Genomic DNA, 17171 nt, shown 5'->3' on the forward strand with positions numbered 1-17171 from the left:
TGTTTGGAATGTGACTGCCATTCAGAGCGAAGCAGGAAGAATCTTTTAAAAATCACTTCATAAAAAAACCACGTACCGATTGAGTAGTACGTGGTCATTTTCAACTAACTAACCAAATTAAATTTCAATTATGAAATCTCAACCATTCTTTTAATTTCTTTTTGCTCCTCTTTTTTAGGTATTGTAACAATCAATATACCTTCTTTATAGGTAGCGTTTATCTCGTCCACATTTACAATATCTGGTAATGTAAATGAACGTTTAAACTTACTGTAATTAAACTCTTTTCGGGTAAATTTAGTATTGTCTTCAGTTTTACTGGTTTCCTCTTTTTCATTTGAAACCTCTGAAGATATCTTTAACAAATTTTCCTCGACTTCAATAGCAATATTTTCTCGTTGCAATCCTGGGACTGCTACTTCGATCACAAAGTTCGCAAAATTCTCTTTAATATTTACCGCCGGAATGCTAAAGTTTTCATAATTAGGTATATCCAACTTATTTTCGGCAAAAATATCATCAAAAATTGATGGGAACCAACCGGTATTTCTTTTAACTACTTTCATATCATTTTAGTATTTAAGATTCAACTTTTTTTACTGAAATGTATAAAGCAATTTAAAGTCCAAAGACAAAAACAAGACATTTTGACTTGATTTACAGCATTATAGCTGTCTTTTTGTCTTATTTAAATGATTTTAAAAAAATTAATTATAGTAGGTCTGGAATATCCTGATCAATACATCTGAAGGAATAATTCTGTCTTCGTATTGGTCCATTGTTAACAGTATTTGATCTACAGCTCCCGGTCGAATTCCCATTTTCAAACCAAAGTTTCGCACAGCAATAATCTCCTTATTATGTGTCTCCCTATCAACATTCATTACCAGAACCAATTTGTAGAAATGCGTAATACGCTCAAGTTCCGTATGTATGGGTCTGGACGGTAACGGATTTTCAAATAGCTCTTCAATCTCTTCTAAAGGTATTTGCATCCTATCTGCCAGACGCAAAATAAAATCATATTCTTCATCGGTAACCTTATCATCGGCACGGGCCAGAATAATCAGATCACTTACGAGGGCTCTTTTATCGTCTTTGTTCATTTTTCAAAAATAAAAAAATCCCGGATGATGAGGCCGGGATTTTCTACAAATTAATTTTTTGTCAGCTGTTTGCCTTAAGTAATATTGGCAATTTATACTCTTTCCCTTTTTGCAAAGGAGTACTTAATTTGTGATAATTAAGACGCGCTTTCACAAATGATTCAACAACTTTGTTTTCTGTATCTACCGTAAGTACTACCATCTCTCCGTTGTCATTCAACATAAAAGTAACGAAAGCCGAAATGTCTTCTTCCACTATAAAATCAGAGTCTGTTAACAAGCCTCTTATTTCTTCTGTAGTTGGATTCTTCTTTTCTTTTGCTGGGATCGTTGCGGCTGAAGCAAAGCTTCCTACCAATAACACTGTGGCTAACAAAAATGCCTGGATTTTTCTCATAACTATTCGATTTTAAAAGATTGATATATTATATAGACTACCTAAATGCAACAAGTGTTACGCTTTTTTACGCTTTTAACAGTACCTTAACGCAACCTCAGTAAAATCAGATACAAAAAAGCCTTCTCAAACTTTGAGAAGGCTTTTGAAAAAATATCAAAAAGTATTCTGTTTCTTATGAAAGTAATGCCTGTACCTTATCTGCAGCTTCCTGAAATTCAATTGCGCTATGAACATCAAGCCCGCTGGTATCAATGATCTCTTTTGCTATATCTGCATTAGTTCCTTGCAAGCGAACGATAATAGGAACATTGATAGTTCCCATATTCTTATAAGCTTCTACAATTCCCTGTGCCACACGGTCACAGCGAACAATTCCTCCAAAAATATTTACCAGAATAGCTTTTACATTCGGATCTTTTAAAATAAGGTTGAAAGCTGTTTCCACACGTTCGGCATCTGCAGTTCCACCTACATCCAGAAAATTTGCAGGTTCTCCTCCGGCTTGCTTGATCAGGTCCATGGTTGCCATAGCCAATCCTGCACCATTGACCATACAGCCAACATTTCCGTCCAGGTCTACGTAGTTCAACCCTACTGCTTTGGCTTCCACCTCAACAGCATTTTCTTCACGAAGGTCACGCATAGCTTCATAATCTTTATGACGGAACAAGGCGTTGTCATCAATACTAACCTTAGCATCTACCGCAATTACTCGGTCATCGCTTGTTTTAAGTACCGGATTGATCTCAAATAATGAAGCATCAGATTTCATATAAGCAGTATACAAAGCACTTACAAATTTGGTCATTTGCTTGAAGGCTTGCCCGCTTAGTCCAAGATTAAAGGCAACTCTTCTGGCTTGAAATGGAAGTAGTCCAACTGCCGGATCAATTTCTTCCGTAAAAATTAAATGTGGGGTTTCTTCAGCTACAGTTTCAATATCCATTCCTCCTTCGGTAGAATACATGATCATATTTCTACCATTTGCTCTGTTTAAGAGAACACTCATATAATATTCTTCTGCTTCGCTATCCCCCGGATAATAAACATCTTCAGCTATTAATACTTGATGTACTTTCTTTCCTTCGGCACTAGTTTGCGGAGTGATCAGGTTCATTCCTATGATCTGTCCTGCAAGTTGTTCAACTTCTTCTAAATTTTTTGCCAGTTTTACACCGCCTCCTTTTCCACGTCCGCCTGCATGAACTTGTGCTTTGATCACATGCCATTCGGTTCCGGTATCTTCCGTTAATTTTTTAGCAGCAGCAACAGCTTCAGCAGCAGTAGTAGCAACAATACCGCGTTGTATTTGTACTCCAAAACTGTTTAATATTTCTTTTCCTTGATATTCGTGTAAATTCATAGTACGTGTTTCTCGTTTTCGGCTGTGCAAAAATAACAAATGTTATAGGACTGGACTAATCTTTTTTAAGCGTGTTTTTCTGAAATGATTTCAGAATGAAAATAATTCAATATTTTATAGCTTTCTTATTAGAAAATATTTCAATACCTATTACTTTTGCGGATTAATTTTAACAGAAATCAGATGACTCGTCAAGACCTTTTATGTGTAGTGCAGGATTTCGAAAGTCCTGTGTATGTGTATGATGCTTCAAAAATTGAAGCGCAGTATAAACGTTTAAACAACGCTTTCAGTAAGGTGAAAAAGGTGAAGATCAATTATGCAGTAAAGGCGCTGTCCAATATTTCGGTCTTAAAATTATTGAAGTCATTAGGGAGTGGAATGGACACGGTTTCCATTCAAGAGGTTCGTCTGGCACTGGAAGCTGGTGTTGCACCGGAAAATATCATTTTTACTCCTAATGGTGTTTCTATGGAAGAAATAGAAAGAGCCGTTAGTTTAGGGGTTCAAATTAATATTGACAATCTTTCCTTTTTGGAGCAATTTGGAACGAAACATCCTAAAATTCCTGTATGCATACGTATCAACCCACATGTGATGGCCGGAGGAAATACAAATATTTCTGTAGGGCATATTGACAGTAAGTTTGGAATTTCCATCCACCAGATGCCACACATCAAACGGATCGTTGAAAATACGAATATGTACATCAATGGTATTCATATGCATACCGGAAGTGATATTCTGGATATCGATGTGTTCTTGTATGCTTCGGAAATATTATTTCGATCGGCTACGAATTTTGATAGGCTAGAATTCATTGATTTTGGCAGCGGATTTAAAGTTCCTTATAAAGAAGGTGATATTGAAACCAATATTGAAGAACTGGGAGACAAGTTAAGTGTACGTTTCAACGAGTTTTGTAAGAACTACGGGAAAGAACTCACTCTTACTTTCGAACCCGGTAAATTTTTGGTTAGTGAAGCCGGAAAGTTTCTGGTAAATGTTAACGTGATCAAACAAACCACCTCTACCGTTTTTGCTCAGGTAGATAGTGGCTTTAATCATCTAATCCGTCCCATGCTGTATGGATCGCAACACAGTATTGAAAATATTTCCAATCCAAAAGGGCGTGAGCGCTTCTACAGTGTGGTTGGCTATATATGTGAGACAGATACTTTTGCGAACAATCGCAGGATCGCTGAGATCCGGGAAGGTGATATTTTAGCTTTTAGCAATGCCGGTGCTTATTGTTTTACCATGGCGAGTAACTATAATTCACGGTATCGTCCCGCAGAAGTTCTATGGCATAAAGGCAAAGCGCATTTAATTAGGAAAAGGGAAACTTTTGAAGATATTGTAAGAAATCAAATTTCTATAGAGTTATAATACTAAGGCTACAACTTGAAAGTAACCTTGTTACGTGATTATACTTATTTTACAATAACCTTATTAGTGCTACTTTAGAATTCTCAATTCTTAAGAATTAAATATTTCTATAAAAAATCATTATTTCTGCTTTGATGAGGTTGAAAAATCATATAAAAGAAGTTAAAAAGTCCAATCATACCGTTGATGTTTCTACAAATGAGAAAGTAGGGGAAACATTACAGTTTAAAGATCTGCGAGATGAAACCTCTAAAATTCATACGATACAAACGCTAGCCAATATTTTTACATCCAACAATGTACACCCTATTCAACGAGTAAAAATTAGAATCAAAGGAAAAGAAATAGATACGAAAAAAAAGACGCATCGGCAATTAAAGAATCTTCTTAATGATTCAGAAATTAATATTGAAACTATAAAAAAGATTCGTACTGCAATTAACAATGGAGATTATAAAAGAGGAAAGAAGGATAAAAAGAAAGAATTAAAAAAGAGGAGTAAAAAAGGGGAAAGGCTAACAAATATGTCAAACCCTAAAGATTCCAAAAAAATGCTCTCTCAATATAGTGCCGGCGAAAAATTTCAGCCTAAGGACAATGATGAATCTTTTAATCCAAGTGAAGATAATTACATCCCTGCATTTCCAGGTGTATTTGACAAAAAAACTGGAAAATTCCTTACAGGGCCAAGTGGAATGACACGTACTAAAGCTGAATTTGAGCAAGATGATAGAAGCCTTAAAGAAGAATCAGATGGATCGGGGAAAACAAAATATTCGCAAAATAAAGTATTAGAAAGCAGGAACTTACCTCGTAATGGCGGTCACTTAAGAGCATTAGGTGAGATGAGAAAAGTCATCCCTGATGCAAAAGTGGTTCCATTCACTATTTTTTTAAGACATATGCCTTTAAAAAAGAAAGATTCTAAGCAGGAATCTTTCGATCATGTGTATTTAGAAATACAATTTAGGTCAGGTTATGATGAGGAACATGATAAAAACTTATTAGCTTATTCATCAAAGATCGCCCAAAGAGTGCACAAGCAATCAGGCTTACCTGTAAAAGTAGTTTTTAGTTTAGAAGAAGAAACTTTTATAGAGGAAAAGGAAATTCATAAAGAGGAACTAGAAAAAATAAGAGAACAAATTAAAAGAGAAAAGGAAGGAGATGAAGATAATCAAGATGGAAATGCTAATGCTAATATAGAAGATTCGGAATAACCTTAAAGCGTTTTATAAAATGTCAAGTTAGTTATATAAAAATCTCCTCCTGCTTTTTGTGCTACTGGCAACAGGCCTCACATAATAGAATTATTATCACATACATATTGAAACTATTTCCAAATTCTGTAGTCTTTAAAAAAACTAAAGAGATATGAATAAACTAGTTTTAATCCTATGTGTACTGATGATGGGATTGTATCAAAATTCCCAAGGCATAGCCCAAACATCAAATAATTATTTGAAAGTGTTGAAAGAAGAAGGGGTTGCGCCTATAGCGTTCGTTAAACAAAAATTAAAGACCCATGACCTGATATTGTTTGATGATGCCCTGCACAATGCCGCCGAGCCTTTTGAATTCTACCAGGAATTAATAAAAAACAATACATGTGATTTTGACTATATTTTCCTTGAAGTATTCGGAATTAATTCACAGCCATTCATAGATGCATTCCTAGCAAATGAAACAAAAGATCCAACATTACTTTTAAAGGTATTTCAGGATAATTTCGGAGGGCTTGGCTGGAGGTATGAAACCTATTACCAACTTCTTTCATCTGTATGGGATTTCAATCACAATATGCAGGATTCTTCAAAAAAGATACGGGTAATAGGCGTTGACCAACCTATTTATTGGGAAGCAATCCATACACGGGAAGCATATAATATCTTTCAGAAATCGCTTATTGGTAGAGATTATTTCATGTATAAAACAATTCTGGGCTATATGGAAGGGTTTGAGAAAAATAAAAAAGGAATTTTCCTAACCAACACAAGGCATGCCTATAAACACATTAAAAAATCTGATGGAAGTATGTATTGGAACTGTGGGACCTTTTTCAACCAATGGCATCTCAATAAGACTTACGCTGTCAGAATCCATAATGTAACACTCTCAATTGAAGCTGAAAAAAAGACATCTGAAAATACTTCAACCGAAGGAATGGATAAACTAACATACAATTGGATCAAAATGGAAAATGGTTTGTGGGATGAAGCTTTTAAATTAAATAAAAACGTCCCTGTCGCTTTTTCCCTTCGAGGAAATATCTTTGGGCAGGCGACATATGTTGGAAATCATATGCTCAATGCAGCCAAAGAGCAAACCATGTATGATGCCTACGATGCCATTATCTTTTTAGCCCCCCTTAACGAGTTGCACTTTTCTTCGAAGATCGATTTTATTTATACAGACTCTTTTAAAGAAGAACTAAAAAGGCGAATAAAAATATTGTATGGTAACGATCTGGTTAAGTTCCTGTCTAAAAACAATGTAGCCACTGTAGAAGAATATATAGAGCAGCTATCTAAATATCAGCCAATTACCAAAAATGAATTGGTGAATAAATAATTACCTCAACCAGATCATCATTTTTTATACCTTTAGGTTCATTTTAAATACAATGGATCAAAGAGTAGCATCCGGATTTCTTATTTTAGTCCTAGTACAGGCAATGCACTCTACGGAAGAATATTTTGGTGAACTGTGGAATGTGTTTCCTCCTGCTACATTTTTAACCGGTCTTGTTTCAAAAGATCTGGAAGTTGGTTTTTTGATCATTAATATAGGTCTCTTTCTGTTTGGGATACTCGGTTGGTTCTTTGTCATTCGGAAAAACAGGCGCCTTGCAAAATTTTTATTGTGGTTCTGGATCGTTCTGGAATTGATCAATGGTGTAGGCCACCCTGCCTGGTCCTTTATAGAAAGAGGATATACCCCGGGAGTGATCACGGCTGTCTTGCTATTGATAACTTCTATCTATCTTATGAGACTCCAATTGAAAAAAAAATAAGTATATGAAAGTAAAATATGATACTATTGGAACTACCTACAATCTAACCCGAAAAGCAGACCCCTATTTAACCCAAAGGCTCTTTCATCACCTCAACCCAAATACAAAAGGAATTTATTTGGATATTGGGTGTGGAAGTGGAAATTATACACATGAATTACAACAAAGAGGCTACAATTTTATTGGAATTGACCCATCTGTTGAAATGCTTCAGAAAGCAAAGCTGAAAAATCCAAAAATTGATTGGAGAATTGGCACTGCAGAAAATTTTGATCTGGAAACAAATAGCATAGATGGAATTACAGCTACATTGACCATTCATCATTGGAAAGACCTAAAAAAAAGCTTTCGACAATTAAGTAACGTATTAAAACCCAACGGAAAGATTGTCATTTTTACATCTACTCCGAAACAAATGGAAAACTATTGGTTGACAAAATACTTCCCGAAAATGCTTCAGACGTCCATATTGCAAATGCCAAGTTTAGATATAGTTACTAAAGCATTAGAAAAGGCGGATATTAAAATTATTGAGACTGAAAAGTATTTTGTAAGTCCGGAGCTTCAGGATTTGTTCTTATATAGTGGCAAACACGATCCTGAATTATATTTCAGGCCAGAAGTCAGAAAAGGTATCTCTTCTTTTGCAGACTTAGCGAATGCAACTGAAGTGGAGAAAGGATTGGAAGCCTTAAAACTGGATATTGATAATGGCACGATCGATAAAGTTATCAACTCCTATGAAAATGATCATGGGGATTATCTATATGTCATTGGACAAAAAAACTAAAACCCCGCTACTTCCTTTTTAGCGATTTCAAATTCAGCCATCATTTCTTTTACAATTTGAGCCGCAGGTTTAATATCATGTATCAATCCGGCGATCTGCCCTATTTCCAGTTCACCTTCTACCAGATCACCTTCAAACATACCGCGTTTAGCTCTTGCCCGGCCCAAAAGCTCCTGTAACTCTTCTTTTGAAGGATTTGTAGCATACAACTTCATTACATCTTCAAAGAACTTGTTTTTAAGCATCCGGACAGGAGCCAGTTCCTTTAAAGTAAGTAATGTGTCTCCTTCTTTTGCGGCTACCACCATTTCTTTAAATGCAATATGTGATGAGGATTCTTCTGAAGCTACAAAACGACTTCCTACCTGAACACCATCGGCTCCCAAAACCATAGCAGCTAACATTCCATGGCCATTGGCAATTCCTCCGGCAGCAATTACAGGAACCTGTAATTGTTCTTTTACCATAGGAATTAAAGTAAAAGTAGTGGTCTCTTCACGTCCATTGTGCCCTCCGGCTTCAAAACCTTCGGCAACCACAGCATCTACTCCTGCATCCTGTGCTTTCAGCGCAAATTTTACACTGCTCACAACATGTACTACGGTGATCCCATTCTCTTTTAATTTTGAAGTATAAGTTTTTGGGTTCCCTGCAGATGTAAAAACGATCTTTACTCCTTCTTCAATAATAATATCGATAATCTTATCTATGTCAGGATAGAGCATCGGAACGTTAACGCCAAAGGGCTTATCTGTTGCTTTCTTACATTTAACAATATGCTCACGAAGTACTTCGGGGTACATAGAACCCGCTCCCAATAGGCCAAGCCCTCCGGCATTACTTACAGCACTGGCAAGACGCCAGCCACTGTTCCATATCATACCGGCCTGAATAATTGGGTATTTAATATTAAAAAGCTGTGTAACCCGGTTCTGCACTACCTTTTAACTATTTTGAATGTGTTTGTTTTATTATTAGACGTTATACTTGCTATATACATTCCGGACGTTAGAGCAGCAACATTTAAAATATTCTTTGCTGTTGAAATGTTTTCTTCCATTACTTTTTCTCCCAGAACATTGTAAATAGCTATCCTTGCTTCCGAAGCACTAGCAGGGAAAGAAATATTTAACTTATCGCTAACAGGGTTAGGATATAATGCAAATTGTGCTTCCCGTATTTGATCTTCAATTCCTAAGCTAATAAGAGAGTTATATGCATCTTCAAAATTAGGTATTCCATAACCCATTTGAGGAGTAGGATTATTGAACAAATGTGCTGACTCCCGTATGATCTGCATCACTTGATAATTTTTTAATTCGGGTCGTACCTGCCATAAACTGGCAACAGCTCCAGCCATAATTGGAGAACTAAAAGAAGTTCCATTACCGGTGGTTACATTTCCATTTTGACTTACAACAGCAGCATCCTGACCTTGTGCCATTACATCTGGTTTAACCCGGCCATCTACTGTGGGTCCTATTGAGCTAAATGAGGCATAATTTCCTGATGCCGTAACTGCACCAACAGTTAAAATCCCAGGTGCATCTGCTGGAGTTGCCACAAAATTGAAGGCTCCTCCATCATTTCCGGCAGAAGTAACCAACAACATGCCTTTATCAAAAGCATGATTTGCACCACGTGCTGCAATTGTGGTCTGTCCATCCAGATCCTGGTATGTATGGTCATAATTTGGATTGTCATAATCCTGATATCCTAAAGAAGTATTGGTAACGTCTACGCCTAAACTATCTGCTCTTTCCAAAGCTTCTACCCACCATGCTTCTTCAACAGGGTTCTCAGTAGGGGCATATTCGGTTCTGAATAAATAGAATGAAGCTTCAGGGGCAGTTCCTACAAATTGATCTTGTATAAAAGCGCCTATATCACTAAAGGTTCTGGCTCCATGTGAGCCTGTACCATCGACATTCACCTGTCTTTCAGCAAAATCATAGGTTCCCAGTAATCTTCCATCATTTACGATATGTGAAAAGGCCGGGTTGGTCCAAACGTTAGGAAAACCACTGTCCAAAACGGCAATTACCATTCCGCTACCTGTAAAGTCCTGCTCATGCACATAGTCTATTCCAATCATTTCAGTCTGGTTAGAAGCAGCTCCATAGTTATAAATGATTCGGTTTTCCTGATTCTCCATTTCAAACTTATCTCCAACAGATTGATTTACCGGAAAAGGATTTAAACTTTTATCGGCAAATTCAACTGCAGTTACAAATGCAAGGTTTAAAAGGTCTTCAATATTAGCCTGAGTACCTCTTACATATACACAGTTCATCCATTTTGATTTGGCATGTACAGTGATTCCGGTAGCATTCTTAATCTGAGTAATGTAATTCTCATTCACAGGAACATCTCGTTCATCAATTACAACATCGTGTAACGCTTTTCTGTCTATAGCATCCTGTGTCAGAATAGTAATCGGGTTAGCCAAAGAAGCAGCGACATTCTCCTTGTCTGCAAAAAAGACAAGGGCATCCTGCGTTTGTGCAAAGCCCTGCTGAAGTAATAAAAAGGCAAATAAAAGTAGTACGTTTTTCATAGTTTTTTAATTTAGGATATTACACCACTGCCAAGTAATTCGTCATCCTGGTACCAAGATACAAATTGTCCTTCTGTAATGGCAGATTGTTGATTTTCAAATATAACGTAAAGACCTGAAACTGTTTGATGCAAAGTTGCTTTTTTTAAAGGCTGGCGATAACGTATCCGTGCCATCACTTCCATAGTTTCGTCTTCCTCTAAAGATAAATCTTCCCGTATCCAGTGAATTTCTTGTGTTTTTACAAATAATCCGTAACGATAAAGTCCCGGATGGTCCTTTCCCTGACCGGTATAAATTACATTTTCGTTTACATCGGTATCGATCACGAATAAAGGTTCTTTAGTTCCTCCAACGGCCAGCCCTTTTCGTTGCCCTTTGGTAAAATAATGTGCCCCTTGATGTGTACCAATAATTTTTCCGTCGGTTTTTGAATAGTGTTGTTTTTCTGAAAAATATTTCAGTTTTTCTTCTTCGGAAGTAAACTCCGGATATTCTTTCCGGTAGGCTGAAAAATTAGAAGGAACCTCAACGATCACTCCTTCTTTGGGTGCTAGTTGCTGTTGCAGGAATTCCGGAAGTCTTACTTTACCAATAAAGCACAATCCCTGCGAATCACGTTTTTCAGCAGTAATAAGCCCTTGCTCCGAAGCTATTTTACGCACTTCCGGTTTTAGCAATTCTCCAATAGGAAACAATGTTTTTGCCAATTGTTCCTGTGATAACTGACACAAAAAATAACTCTGGTCTTTATTAGGGTCCTTGCCCGAAAGTAATTGATATATTTCCTTACCGTCTTTTGTAATAGTTCCTTTACGGCAGTAGTGGCCTGTTGCCACATAGTCTGCACCCAAGTCGAGAGCGATCTTTAGAAAGACGTCAAACTTAATCTCGCGATTACATAGTACATCCGGATTAGGCGTACGGCCCATTTTATATTCGTTGAACATATAATCAACGATACGTTCTTTGTATTGTTCACTAAGATCTACTGTTTGAAAAGGAATTCCAAGCTTTTGGGCAACCAACATTGCATCATTACTATCTTCCAGCCAGGGGCATTCGTCAGAAATAGTCACAGAGTCGTCATGCCAGTTTTTCATAAACAAGCCAATCACCTCATAGCCCTGCTCTTTTAGAAGATAGGCAGCTACGCTGGAGTCTACACCTCCACTCAATCCAACAACAACTCTTTCCTTTTTCATAATTTTATGCGTGCAAAGTTACAAAATAAAAAAAAGCAGCTAAAAGCCGCTTTTTGAAAGTTAATTTGCTTTCTTTAAGGGCTTTGGATAGGTTTCTTCTAACTCTATCTTGCCATTTTTATAGTACTTCCACAAACCGTGTTTTTTTCCGTCTTTGTAAAATCCTTCGATCACGACATTTCCATATGCGTCGTAATAAGTTGCTTCACCTTGCAACTGGTTATTTCTGTATTTTAATTTTTTAATGAGTATTCCATCGGGGGAATAGTAGTTATTCTCTCCCTCCATCAACCCGTTTTGGTAATATAGCTCTTCTGTGATCTTTCCGTTAGGGTAATAAGTTATTTTCTTTCCGTCGAGTTTTCCATTTACATAGGTTTCTCTCGTCATAATATCTTCCGATTTTTTTTGATAGTAGATCCATTCACCTATTCTGTTTTTACCATCCATTTTTCCTTCGCTTACAAGCTTTCCTTTCATAGTGAAGTATTGTACATGGGCAATATGATCCCTGGTATTATATTCTTTAATTGCTGTAGGTCTGTCTTTACACTTCTCACAATAGAATTTAAAGGTTCCAATTTCTTTGCCGTGTTCAAAAGTACCTTCGTATCGAAGCTGTTTTGTACCGGGATACATCTTCTTCCAGACACCATGACGCTTACCGTCGGCATCCATTTGATTGATATCGTTTTGAGCAGACAGTGTTGTAGTACCGAAGGCTATTCCGGAAAAAATCAAAAAAAATAATCTCATATTTAGTAATGTGTATTCTTTAAACGAAAGAAAATTAATTCTATTGACCCATATTTAAAATTCAATAAAAATCCTTTTTATAAAAAAGCCCCCTGCCGGGAGCTTTCATTATCTTTTTCCGGTCTTTTTTTGTTGCTCGGCCTGCTCCATCATATCTGCCATTTTTCGCTGGAAACGATTTTGTTTTTTAGGCTTCTTTTTATTGACCTGTATCTTAGCATGAATCTTATCTTCATCTATAATAAATTTCTTAATAACCAACATAATACCAATAGTAATTAAATTGGATACGAAATAATACAAGGATAATCCACTTGCATAATTGTTAAAGAACACCAACATAAACAAAGGAGATATGTACATAAGTATTTTCATGTTTGGCATTCCGGGCTGTGGTGTTTGCATGGTTTGCCCCATTGTCATTGTCATATACCAGAAGATAGCCAGTGATGCCAGAATTGGGAATAAACTTATGTGATCCCCATAAAACGGGATGTGGAACGGTAATTCCGCAATAGTATCATAACTTGATAAATCGTCTGCCCAAAGGAAGCTTTTCTGCCTCAAATCGAAAGCAGTAGGGAAAAATGTAAACAAGGCATAAAAAACGGGTATTTGCAACAAAGCCGGCAAACAACCCTTTAGCGGACTCGCCCCTGCTACATTTTGCAGTTTCAAAGTTTCCTGCTGAACCTTCATCTTATTATCACCATACTTCTCACGTATTTCATCCAACTCTGGTTTTAAAACCTTCATTTTGGCTTGTGATAAATATTGCTTGTATTGTACCGGGGACAACGCCAGTTTTATTAAAATCGTTAAAACAATAATAGCAATTCCTGCAGGTAAAAAATCACTTAGAAATCCGAACAACGGTATAATAATATACTTGTTGATCATCCCAAATATCCCCCAGCCCAATGGCATTGCTTCGTCCAAATTACGGTCGTATTTCTTGAATATCTGGTAATCGGTTGGGCCATAATACATATTCATATCATAGGACAGGCCTCCTCCTTTAGATTCCAGTAACATTTTAGCTCCATACTGCTTTGTATAAACAGTATCGACCTCTTCATCTTTAACAAAATCCACAGAGGTAAGTTTTACCTCTTTAAAAGGTGTATCTGTCAATAGCATAGAACTGAAGAAATGCTGGCGGAAATTCATCCAGGTCACATCTTTTTCCGTTTCTTCATCATCGCTTGCCGGACTTAATTTTGAATGGTCATTCCCATTTTCATATTCATAGGTCAAACGTGAGTACCTGTTCTCATAAGTGATACTTTTTGCATGGCGAAACCCTTTCAGTTCCCAATCCAGGTACATGGGTTGCGAGGTATTGATGACCCCTTCCAGGCCTTGTGAACGAATATTGAACCCTAGCATATATTCATCGGGCAATAATTCATATCTATATTCTATAAATGCATTTTCTGAAGTTTTTAAACGCATTGTCAATACATCATTCTCCCCATCTTTGGTCAAGGATGGTTCAAAATACAGGTCCTTGGTATTAAGCAATCTGTTTTCTGAAGTAAACTGAAGATTTAAAGAAGCATTATTGTCTTTGATCAGGTACACCTGTTCACCGGTATACGTAGTATGTTCCTTTAATTTGGCTTCGGTAATATACCCTCCTTTATTACTTATCGTCAATAAAAGCACCTCATTTTCTAATACAGTAGTTGCATCTGTCGCCGAAGGTAATGTTCCTGAATATGCAAAGGAGCCCAATCGGTTTTTAAGTTTATCAATCGCCAGTGAATCTTGGGCATTAGCTGCAGCTAGTTCTATGGTGGCTTCCTGAAGTGTGGTTTCGGACGTAGTATCGCTTTCTGAAGAGGTGGTCTCTTTGGTTAGCTGCTCGGTGTTTGGTTGCTCACCTTTGTTCTCTTCCGGAGCCGGTTTCTGAATGTACATCATCCAGATCAAAATTCCTCCAATCAGTAAAAATCCTAATAACGAGTTTTTGTCAAATTTCTTTTGTTCCATATTTTACAGATGTTTCCGAAGCATTCTTCAGAAGCAATTAATTTCTTTTGCCTTTTCAATAATCAATAATCCCGCCTGTTTTAAGAATGCGCCAAATTGTCGCTTACTTCTTTTTTGCGTGTTCGTGTGCTGCTTTTACAAACGCTACAAACAACGGATGCGGATTCGCCACTGTACTTTTATATTCCGGGTGATATTGTACTCCTACAAACCACGGGTGTGAAGGTATCTCAACGATCTCCACCAAACCGGTATCCGGGTTTATACCTGTCGCTGCCATTCCAGCATTCTCAAGTGCTTCACGATAATCATTATTATATTCATAGCGATGTCTGTGGCGTTCCGCTATCATTTTTGAATTGTACACATCTCCTACAATACTACCTTCTTTCAATTCACATTCCCAGGCACCTAAACGCATGGTACCTCCCTTGTTGGTAACACTTTTTTGGTCTTCCATCAGGTCGATCACAGGGTTTTGGGTGTTTTCATTCATTTCGGTAGAATTAGCATCTTTTATTGCCAGTACATTTCGGGAATACTCGATCACTGCCATTTGCATTCCAAGGCAAATCCCAAGGAACGGTAGATTATTCTCTCGAGCATAGCGAACGGCTTCTATCTTTCCTTCAATTCCTCTCTCACCAAATCCGGGAGCTACTAAGATACCATCTAAGTCGGAAAGTGTTGATGCAATAGTATTGGTATCGATATGCTCGCTATGTATAGATACTACTTCCACTTTTACTTCATTTTCAGCCCCGGCATGTATAAAAGATTCTAAAATAGATTTATAACTGTCCTGAAGTTCCACATATTTTCCAATAAGTCCTATACGTACTTTTCCTTTCGGGTTTTTATGACGTTGTAAAAACTGATTCCAACGATCAAGATCAGGTTCTTTTGCATCCTTTAAATTGAGCTTTTCTAAGGTTACGGAATCTAAACCTTCCTCCAACATCATATTAGGTACGTCATAGATGGTAGATGCATCTATAGATTGGATTACCGCATCTTTTTTAACATTACAGAAAAGTGCCAGTTTTGTCTTCAGATCATCAGAAAGTTCATGTTCTGTTCTACATACCAGAATATCAGCTCTAATTCCACTTTCCATAAGTGTTTTTACAGAATGCTGAGTAGGTTTTGTTTTTAATTCTCCCGCTGCAGACAGGTATGGCACTAAGGTAAGATGAATTACCAGTGCGTTGTCATCTCCCAGTTCCCATTTTAGCTGTCTCACAGATTCTATATATGGCAGGGATTCAATATCCCCTACGGTTCCTCCTATTTCTGTGATGACAATGTCATATTCTCCCGTATTGCCTAACAATTGAACCCGTTCTTTGATCTCATTGGTAATATGCGGGATTACCTGAACTGTTTTACCTAAAAATTCACCTCGGCGTTCTTTTTGAATGACGCTTTGGTAAATTCGGCCTGTAGTAACGTTATTGGCCTGCGAAGTTGAAACATTTAAAAAACGTTCGTAATGGCCCAGGTCAAGATCGGTTTCTGCACCATCATCTGTCACATAACACTCTCCGTGTTCGTAAGGGTTTAGTGTACCGGGATCTACATTGATATAAGGGTCCAGTTTTTGGATAGTCACACGATATCCCCTAGCTTGCAATAACTTAGCCAGTGACGCTGCGATTATTCCTTTACCTAATGAAGATGATACTCCGCCCGTAACGAAGATGTACTTTGTAGTGTTCATGTGCAATCTTGCTGAATTAGCTATACGGGATGCAAAGGTAGGGATTTATTGCGGAAAGGAAGAAATGTTGTTCGTTAAATATTGAAGGAATACCTGTTCGATAAAAAAGATCATTTCTTTTCAATAAGCTTTCTAAGCAGGTCTTCCAATCCGTTTATTTTAATTTCGTGCATTTCCTTCATTAAACGCCCTAGTTTTCCTTCGGGAAATCCTTTTTGCTGAAACCATATATAGTAAGCCTCGGGAAGGTTTACGAGGTATTGATCCTTATATTTTCCAAATGGCATTTTGTAGTTTGCCAGTTCAATAAGGTGTGTGGCGTCCGGTTTATTTCCAGCGTTCATGTATTGTAAGTTGTTCCGCTACAAAGTCTCTCCAGGAAAATTCGGCTTCAGAGATCTGCGAATGGTCAGTTTCTTTATCGTAACGTTGTTGCATTTCTTTTCTCTGGATCTCAATACTTTGATACAGGTTCTGTACTTCCTCTTTTATATTGTCTGAAAAAGTACGTGTTTCCATCTCTTTCCTAAGCATACGCGAATGTAGTTCAGAAATATCAAAATGTGTTTGCTCGTGTTTCAGAATATAGTCGGAAACAGCTCCTCGTTTGTACCATGAGAGCTTGGGGTAGAAATTACTTTCAATGGTATAATCGAAATCAATTCTATCCTCCCTTTTGGTGTATGAAAATGAAAAGGATATTCCTGAATTGGTACTTGCCACATAGTCGCTTCCTTCCTTGGGCATTCCTTGAAAGTCGTCCCAGGTGAGTCTGTCCGTTTCACTCCAGAGAATTTTTTCGGAATCATTTTCCGGGGCAAAAGAAAAACAAAGCAAAATGGTAACTATGGCCAGTAGTTGTCGCATAAAAGCAATA

At 37.3% G+C, this 17171-nt stretch carries 17 protein-coding genes; 5 read left to right on the forward strand and 12 right to left on the reverse strand.

All coding sequences use genetic code 11. From position 1 onward, the window contains the following. Nucleotides 1-128: 128 nt before the first annotated feature. From ACY2RT_RS14545 to sucC, 4 genes are all read right to left on the reverse strand, one after another. Nucleotides 129-566 carry an Hsp20/alpha crystallin family protein gene (locus tag ACY2RT_RS14545; RefSeq protein ID WP_490156653.1) on the reverse strand — a complete coding sequence of 146 codons (438 nt, stop codon included), beginning with the start codon at nt 564-566 and terminating at the stop codon, nt 129-131. Nucleotides 567-707: 141 nt separating this feature from the next. Further along, the gene (locus ACY2RT_RS14550; protein ID WP_490156654.1) at nt 708-1106 is read right to left on the reverse strand and encodes a tellurite resistance TerB family protein; all 399 of its coding nucleotides are present in this window, start codon (nt 1104-1106) and stop codon (nt 708-710) included. A 61-nt stretch (nt 1107-1167) separates the two neighbouring features. Beyond that, nucleotides 1168-1503 (reverse strand): hypothetical protein, encoded by a 336-nt coding sequence (locus tag ACY2RT_RS14555; RefSeq protein WP_490156655.1) that lies wholly within the window; start codon nt 1501-1503, stop codon nt 1168-1170. 175 nt (nt 1504-1678) lie between these two features. Continuing rightward, the gene (sucC, locus tag ACY2RT_RS14560) at nt 1679-2869 is read right to left on the reverse strand and encodes an ADP-forming succinate--CoA ligase subunit beta (protein ID WP_490156656.1); all 1191 of its coding nucleotides are present in this window, start codon (nt 2867-2869) and stop codon (nt 1679-1681) included. Nucleotides 2870-3052: 183 nt separating this feature from the next. On the opposite strand from sucC, the gene lysA reads away from it, so the two are divergent. From lysA to ACY2RT_RS14585, 5 genes are all read left to right on the forward strand, one after another. Then, nucleotides 3053-4258, forward strand: coding sequence for a diaminopimelate decarboxylase (gene lysA / locus ACY2RT_RS14565; protein WP_490156657.1), 1206 nt, complete (start codon nt 3053-3055; stop codon nt 4256-4258). Between the two features lie 134 nt (nt 4259-4392). Beyond that, nucleotides 4393-5478 (forward strand): hypothetical protein, encoded by a 1086-nt coding sequence (locus ACY2RT_RS14570; RefSeq protein WP_490156658.1) that lies wholly within the window; start codon nt 4393-4395, stop codon nt 5476-5478. Between the two features lie 154 nt (nt 5479-5632). Next, the gene (locus tag ACY2RT_RS14575; RefSeq protein ID WP_490156659.1) at nt 5633-6829 is read left to right on the forward strand and encodes a hypothetical protein; all 1197 of its coding nucleotides are present in this window, start codon (nt 5633-5635) and stop codon (nt 6827-6829) included. 52 nt (nt 6830-6881) lie between these two features. Then, nucleotides 6882-7271: an HXXEE domain-containing protein gene (locus ACY2RT_RS14580; RefSeq protein WP_490156660.1), complete on the forward strand. Its 390-nt coding sequence runs from the start codon at nt 6882-6884 to the stop codon at nt 7269-7271. A 4-nt stretch (nt 7272-7275) separates the two neighbouring features. After that, nucleotides 7276-8061 (forward strand): class I SAM-dependent methyltransferase, encoded by a 786-nt coding sequence (locus tag ACY2RT_RS14585; protein WP_490156661.1) that lies wholly within the window; start codon nt 7276-7278, stop codon nt 8059-8061. Here ACY2RT_RS14585 and ACY2RT_RS14590 read toward each other — a convergent pair. The 8 genes from ACY2RT_RS14590 to ACY2RT_RS14625 all read right to left on the reverse strand — a co-directional run bounded on the left by ACY2RT_RS14590 (nt 8058) and on the right by ACY2RT_RS14625 (nt 17161). After that, a complete protein-coding gene (locus tag ACY2RT_RS14590; protein ID WP_490156662.1) occupies nt 8058-8999 on the reverse strand; it encodes an NAD(P)H-dependent flavin oxidoreductase in 942 nt (313 codons plus the stop codon). The genes ACY2RT_RS14585 and ACY2RT_RS14590 overlap by 4 nt on opposite strands. After that, nucleotides 8999-10618 carry a S8 family serine peptidase gene (locus ACY2RT_RS14595; RefSeq protein WP_490156663.1) on the reverse strand — a complete coding sequence of 540 codons (1620 nt, stop codon included), beginning with the start codon at nt 10616-10618 and terminating at the stop codon, nt 8999-9001. Before ACY2RT_RS14595 ends, ACY2RT_RS14590 begins: the two co-directional genes overlap by 1 nt. A gap of 11 nt (nt 10619-10629) precedes the next feature. Further along, nucleotides 10630-11823 carry a tRNA 2-thiouridine(34) synthase MnmA gene (mnmA, locus tag ACY2RT_RS14600; protein ID WP_490156664.1) on the reverse strand — a complete coding sequence of 398 codons (1194 nt, stop codon included), beginning with the start codon at nt 11821-11823 and terminating at the stop codon, nt 10630-10632. Nucleotides 11824-11883: 60 nt separating this feature from the next. After that, nucleotides 11884-12579 (reverse strand): toxin-antitoxin system YwqK family antitoxin, encoded by a 696-nt coding sequence (locus tag ACY2RT_RS14605; protein ID WP_490156665.1) that lies wholly within the window; start codon nt 12577-12579, stop codon nt 11884-11886. A 108-nt stretch (nt 12580-12687) separates the two neighbouring features. Further along, complete coding sequence (yidC, locus tag ACY2RT_RS14610; protein ID WP_490156666.1) at nt 12688-14574, reverse strand: membrane protein insertase YidC; 1887 nt, start codon at nt 14572-14574, stop codon at nt 12688-12690. Between the two features lie 103 nt (nt 14575-14677). Beyond that, nucleotides 14678-16294: a CTP synthase gene (gene pyrG, locus ACY2RT_RS14615; RefSeq protein ID WP_490156667.1), complete on the reverse strand. Its 1617-nt coding sequence runs from the start codon at nt 16292-16294 to the stop codon at nt 14678-14680. A 110-nt stretch (nt 16295-16404) separates the two neighbouring features. Next, the gene (locus tag ACY2RT_RS14620; protein WP_490156668.1) at nt 16405-16638 is read right to left on the reverse strand and encodes a DUF3820 family protein; all 234 of its coding nucleotides are present in this window, start codon (nt 16636-16638) and stop codon (nt 16405-16407) included. Next, the gene (locus tag ACY2RT_RS14625) at nt 16622-17161 is read right to left on the reverse strand and encodes a DUF922 domain-containing protein (protein WP_490156669.1); all 540 of its coding nucleotides are present in this window, start codon (nt 17159-17161) and stop codon (nt 16622-16624) included. The genes ACY2RT_RS14620 and ACY2RT_RS14625 overlap by 17 nt, the downstream gene beginning before the upstream one ends. Nucleotides 17162-17171 lie beyond the last annotated feature (10 nt).

Source organism: Ulvibacter sp. 2210JD10-4, assembly GCF_058148525.1.

Bases quoted from the DNA above. Each gene is read 5' to 3' on its own strand.
- ACY2RT_RS14545 (WP_490156653.1), bottom strand. From the start codon at position 566: ATGAAAGTAGTTAAAAGAAATACCGGTTGGTTCCCATCAATTTTTGAT.
- ACY2RT_RS14550 (WP_490156654.1), bottom strand. From the start codon at position 1,106: ATGAACAAAGACGATAAAAGAGCCCTCGTAAGTGATCTGATTATTCTG.
- ACY2RT_RS14555 (WP_490156655.1), bottom strand. From the start codon at position 1,503: ATGAGAAAAATCCAGGCATTTTTGTTAGCCACAGTGTTATTGGTAGGA.
- sucC (WP_490156656.1), bottom strand. From the start codon at position 2,869: ATGAATTTACACGAATATCAAGGAAAAGAAATATTAAACAGTTTTGGA.
- lysA (WP_490156657.1), top strand. From the start codon at position 3,053: ATGACTCGTCAAGACCTTTTATGTGTAGTGCAGGATTTCGAAAGTCCT.
- ACY2RT_RS14570 (WP_490156658.1), top strand. From the start codon at position 4,393: ATGAGGTTGAAAAATCATATAAAAGAAGTTAAAAAGTCCAATCATACC.
- ACY2RT_RS14575 (WP_490156659.1), top strand. From the start codon at position 5,633: ATGAATAAACTAGTTTTAATCCTATGTGTACTGATGATGGGATTGTAT.
- ACY2RT_RS14580 (WP_490156660.1), top strand. From the start codon at position 6,882: ATGGATCAAAGAGTAGCATCCGGATTTCTTATTTTAGTCCTAGTACAG.
- ACY2RT_RS14585 (WP_490156661.1), top strand. From the start codon at position 7,276: ATGAAAGTAAAATATGATACTATTGGAACTACCTACAATCTAACCCGA.
- ACY2RT_RS14595 (WP_490156663.1), bottom strand. From the start codon at position 10,618: ATGAAAAACGTACTACTTTTATTTGCCTTTTTATTACTTCAGCAGGGC.
- mnmA (WP_490156664.1), bottom strand. From the start codon at position 11,823: ATGAAAAAGGAAAGAGTTGTTGTTGGATTGAGTGGAGGTGTAGACTCC.
- ACY2RT_RS14605 (WP_490156665.1), bottom strand. From the start codon at position 12,579: ATGAGATTATTTTTTTTGATTTTTTCCGGAATAGCCTTCGGTACTACA.
- yidC (WP_490156666.1), bottom strand. From the start codon at position 14,574: ATGGAACAAAAGAAATTTGACAAAAACTCGTTATTAGGATTTTTACTG.
- pyrG (WP_490156667.1), bottom strand. From the start codon at position 16,294: ATGAACACTACAAAGTACATCTTCGTTACGGGCGGAGTATCATCTTCA.
- ACY2RT_RS14620 (WP_490156668.1), bottom strand. From the start codon at position 16,638: ATGAACGCTGGAAATAAACCGGACGCCACACACCTTATTGAACTGGCA.
- ACY2RT_RS14625 (WP_490156669.1), bottom strand. From the start codon at position 17,161: ATGCGACAACTACTGGCCATAGTTACCATTTTGCTTTGTTTTTCTTTT.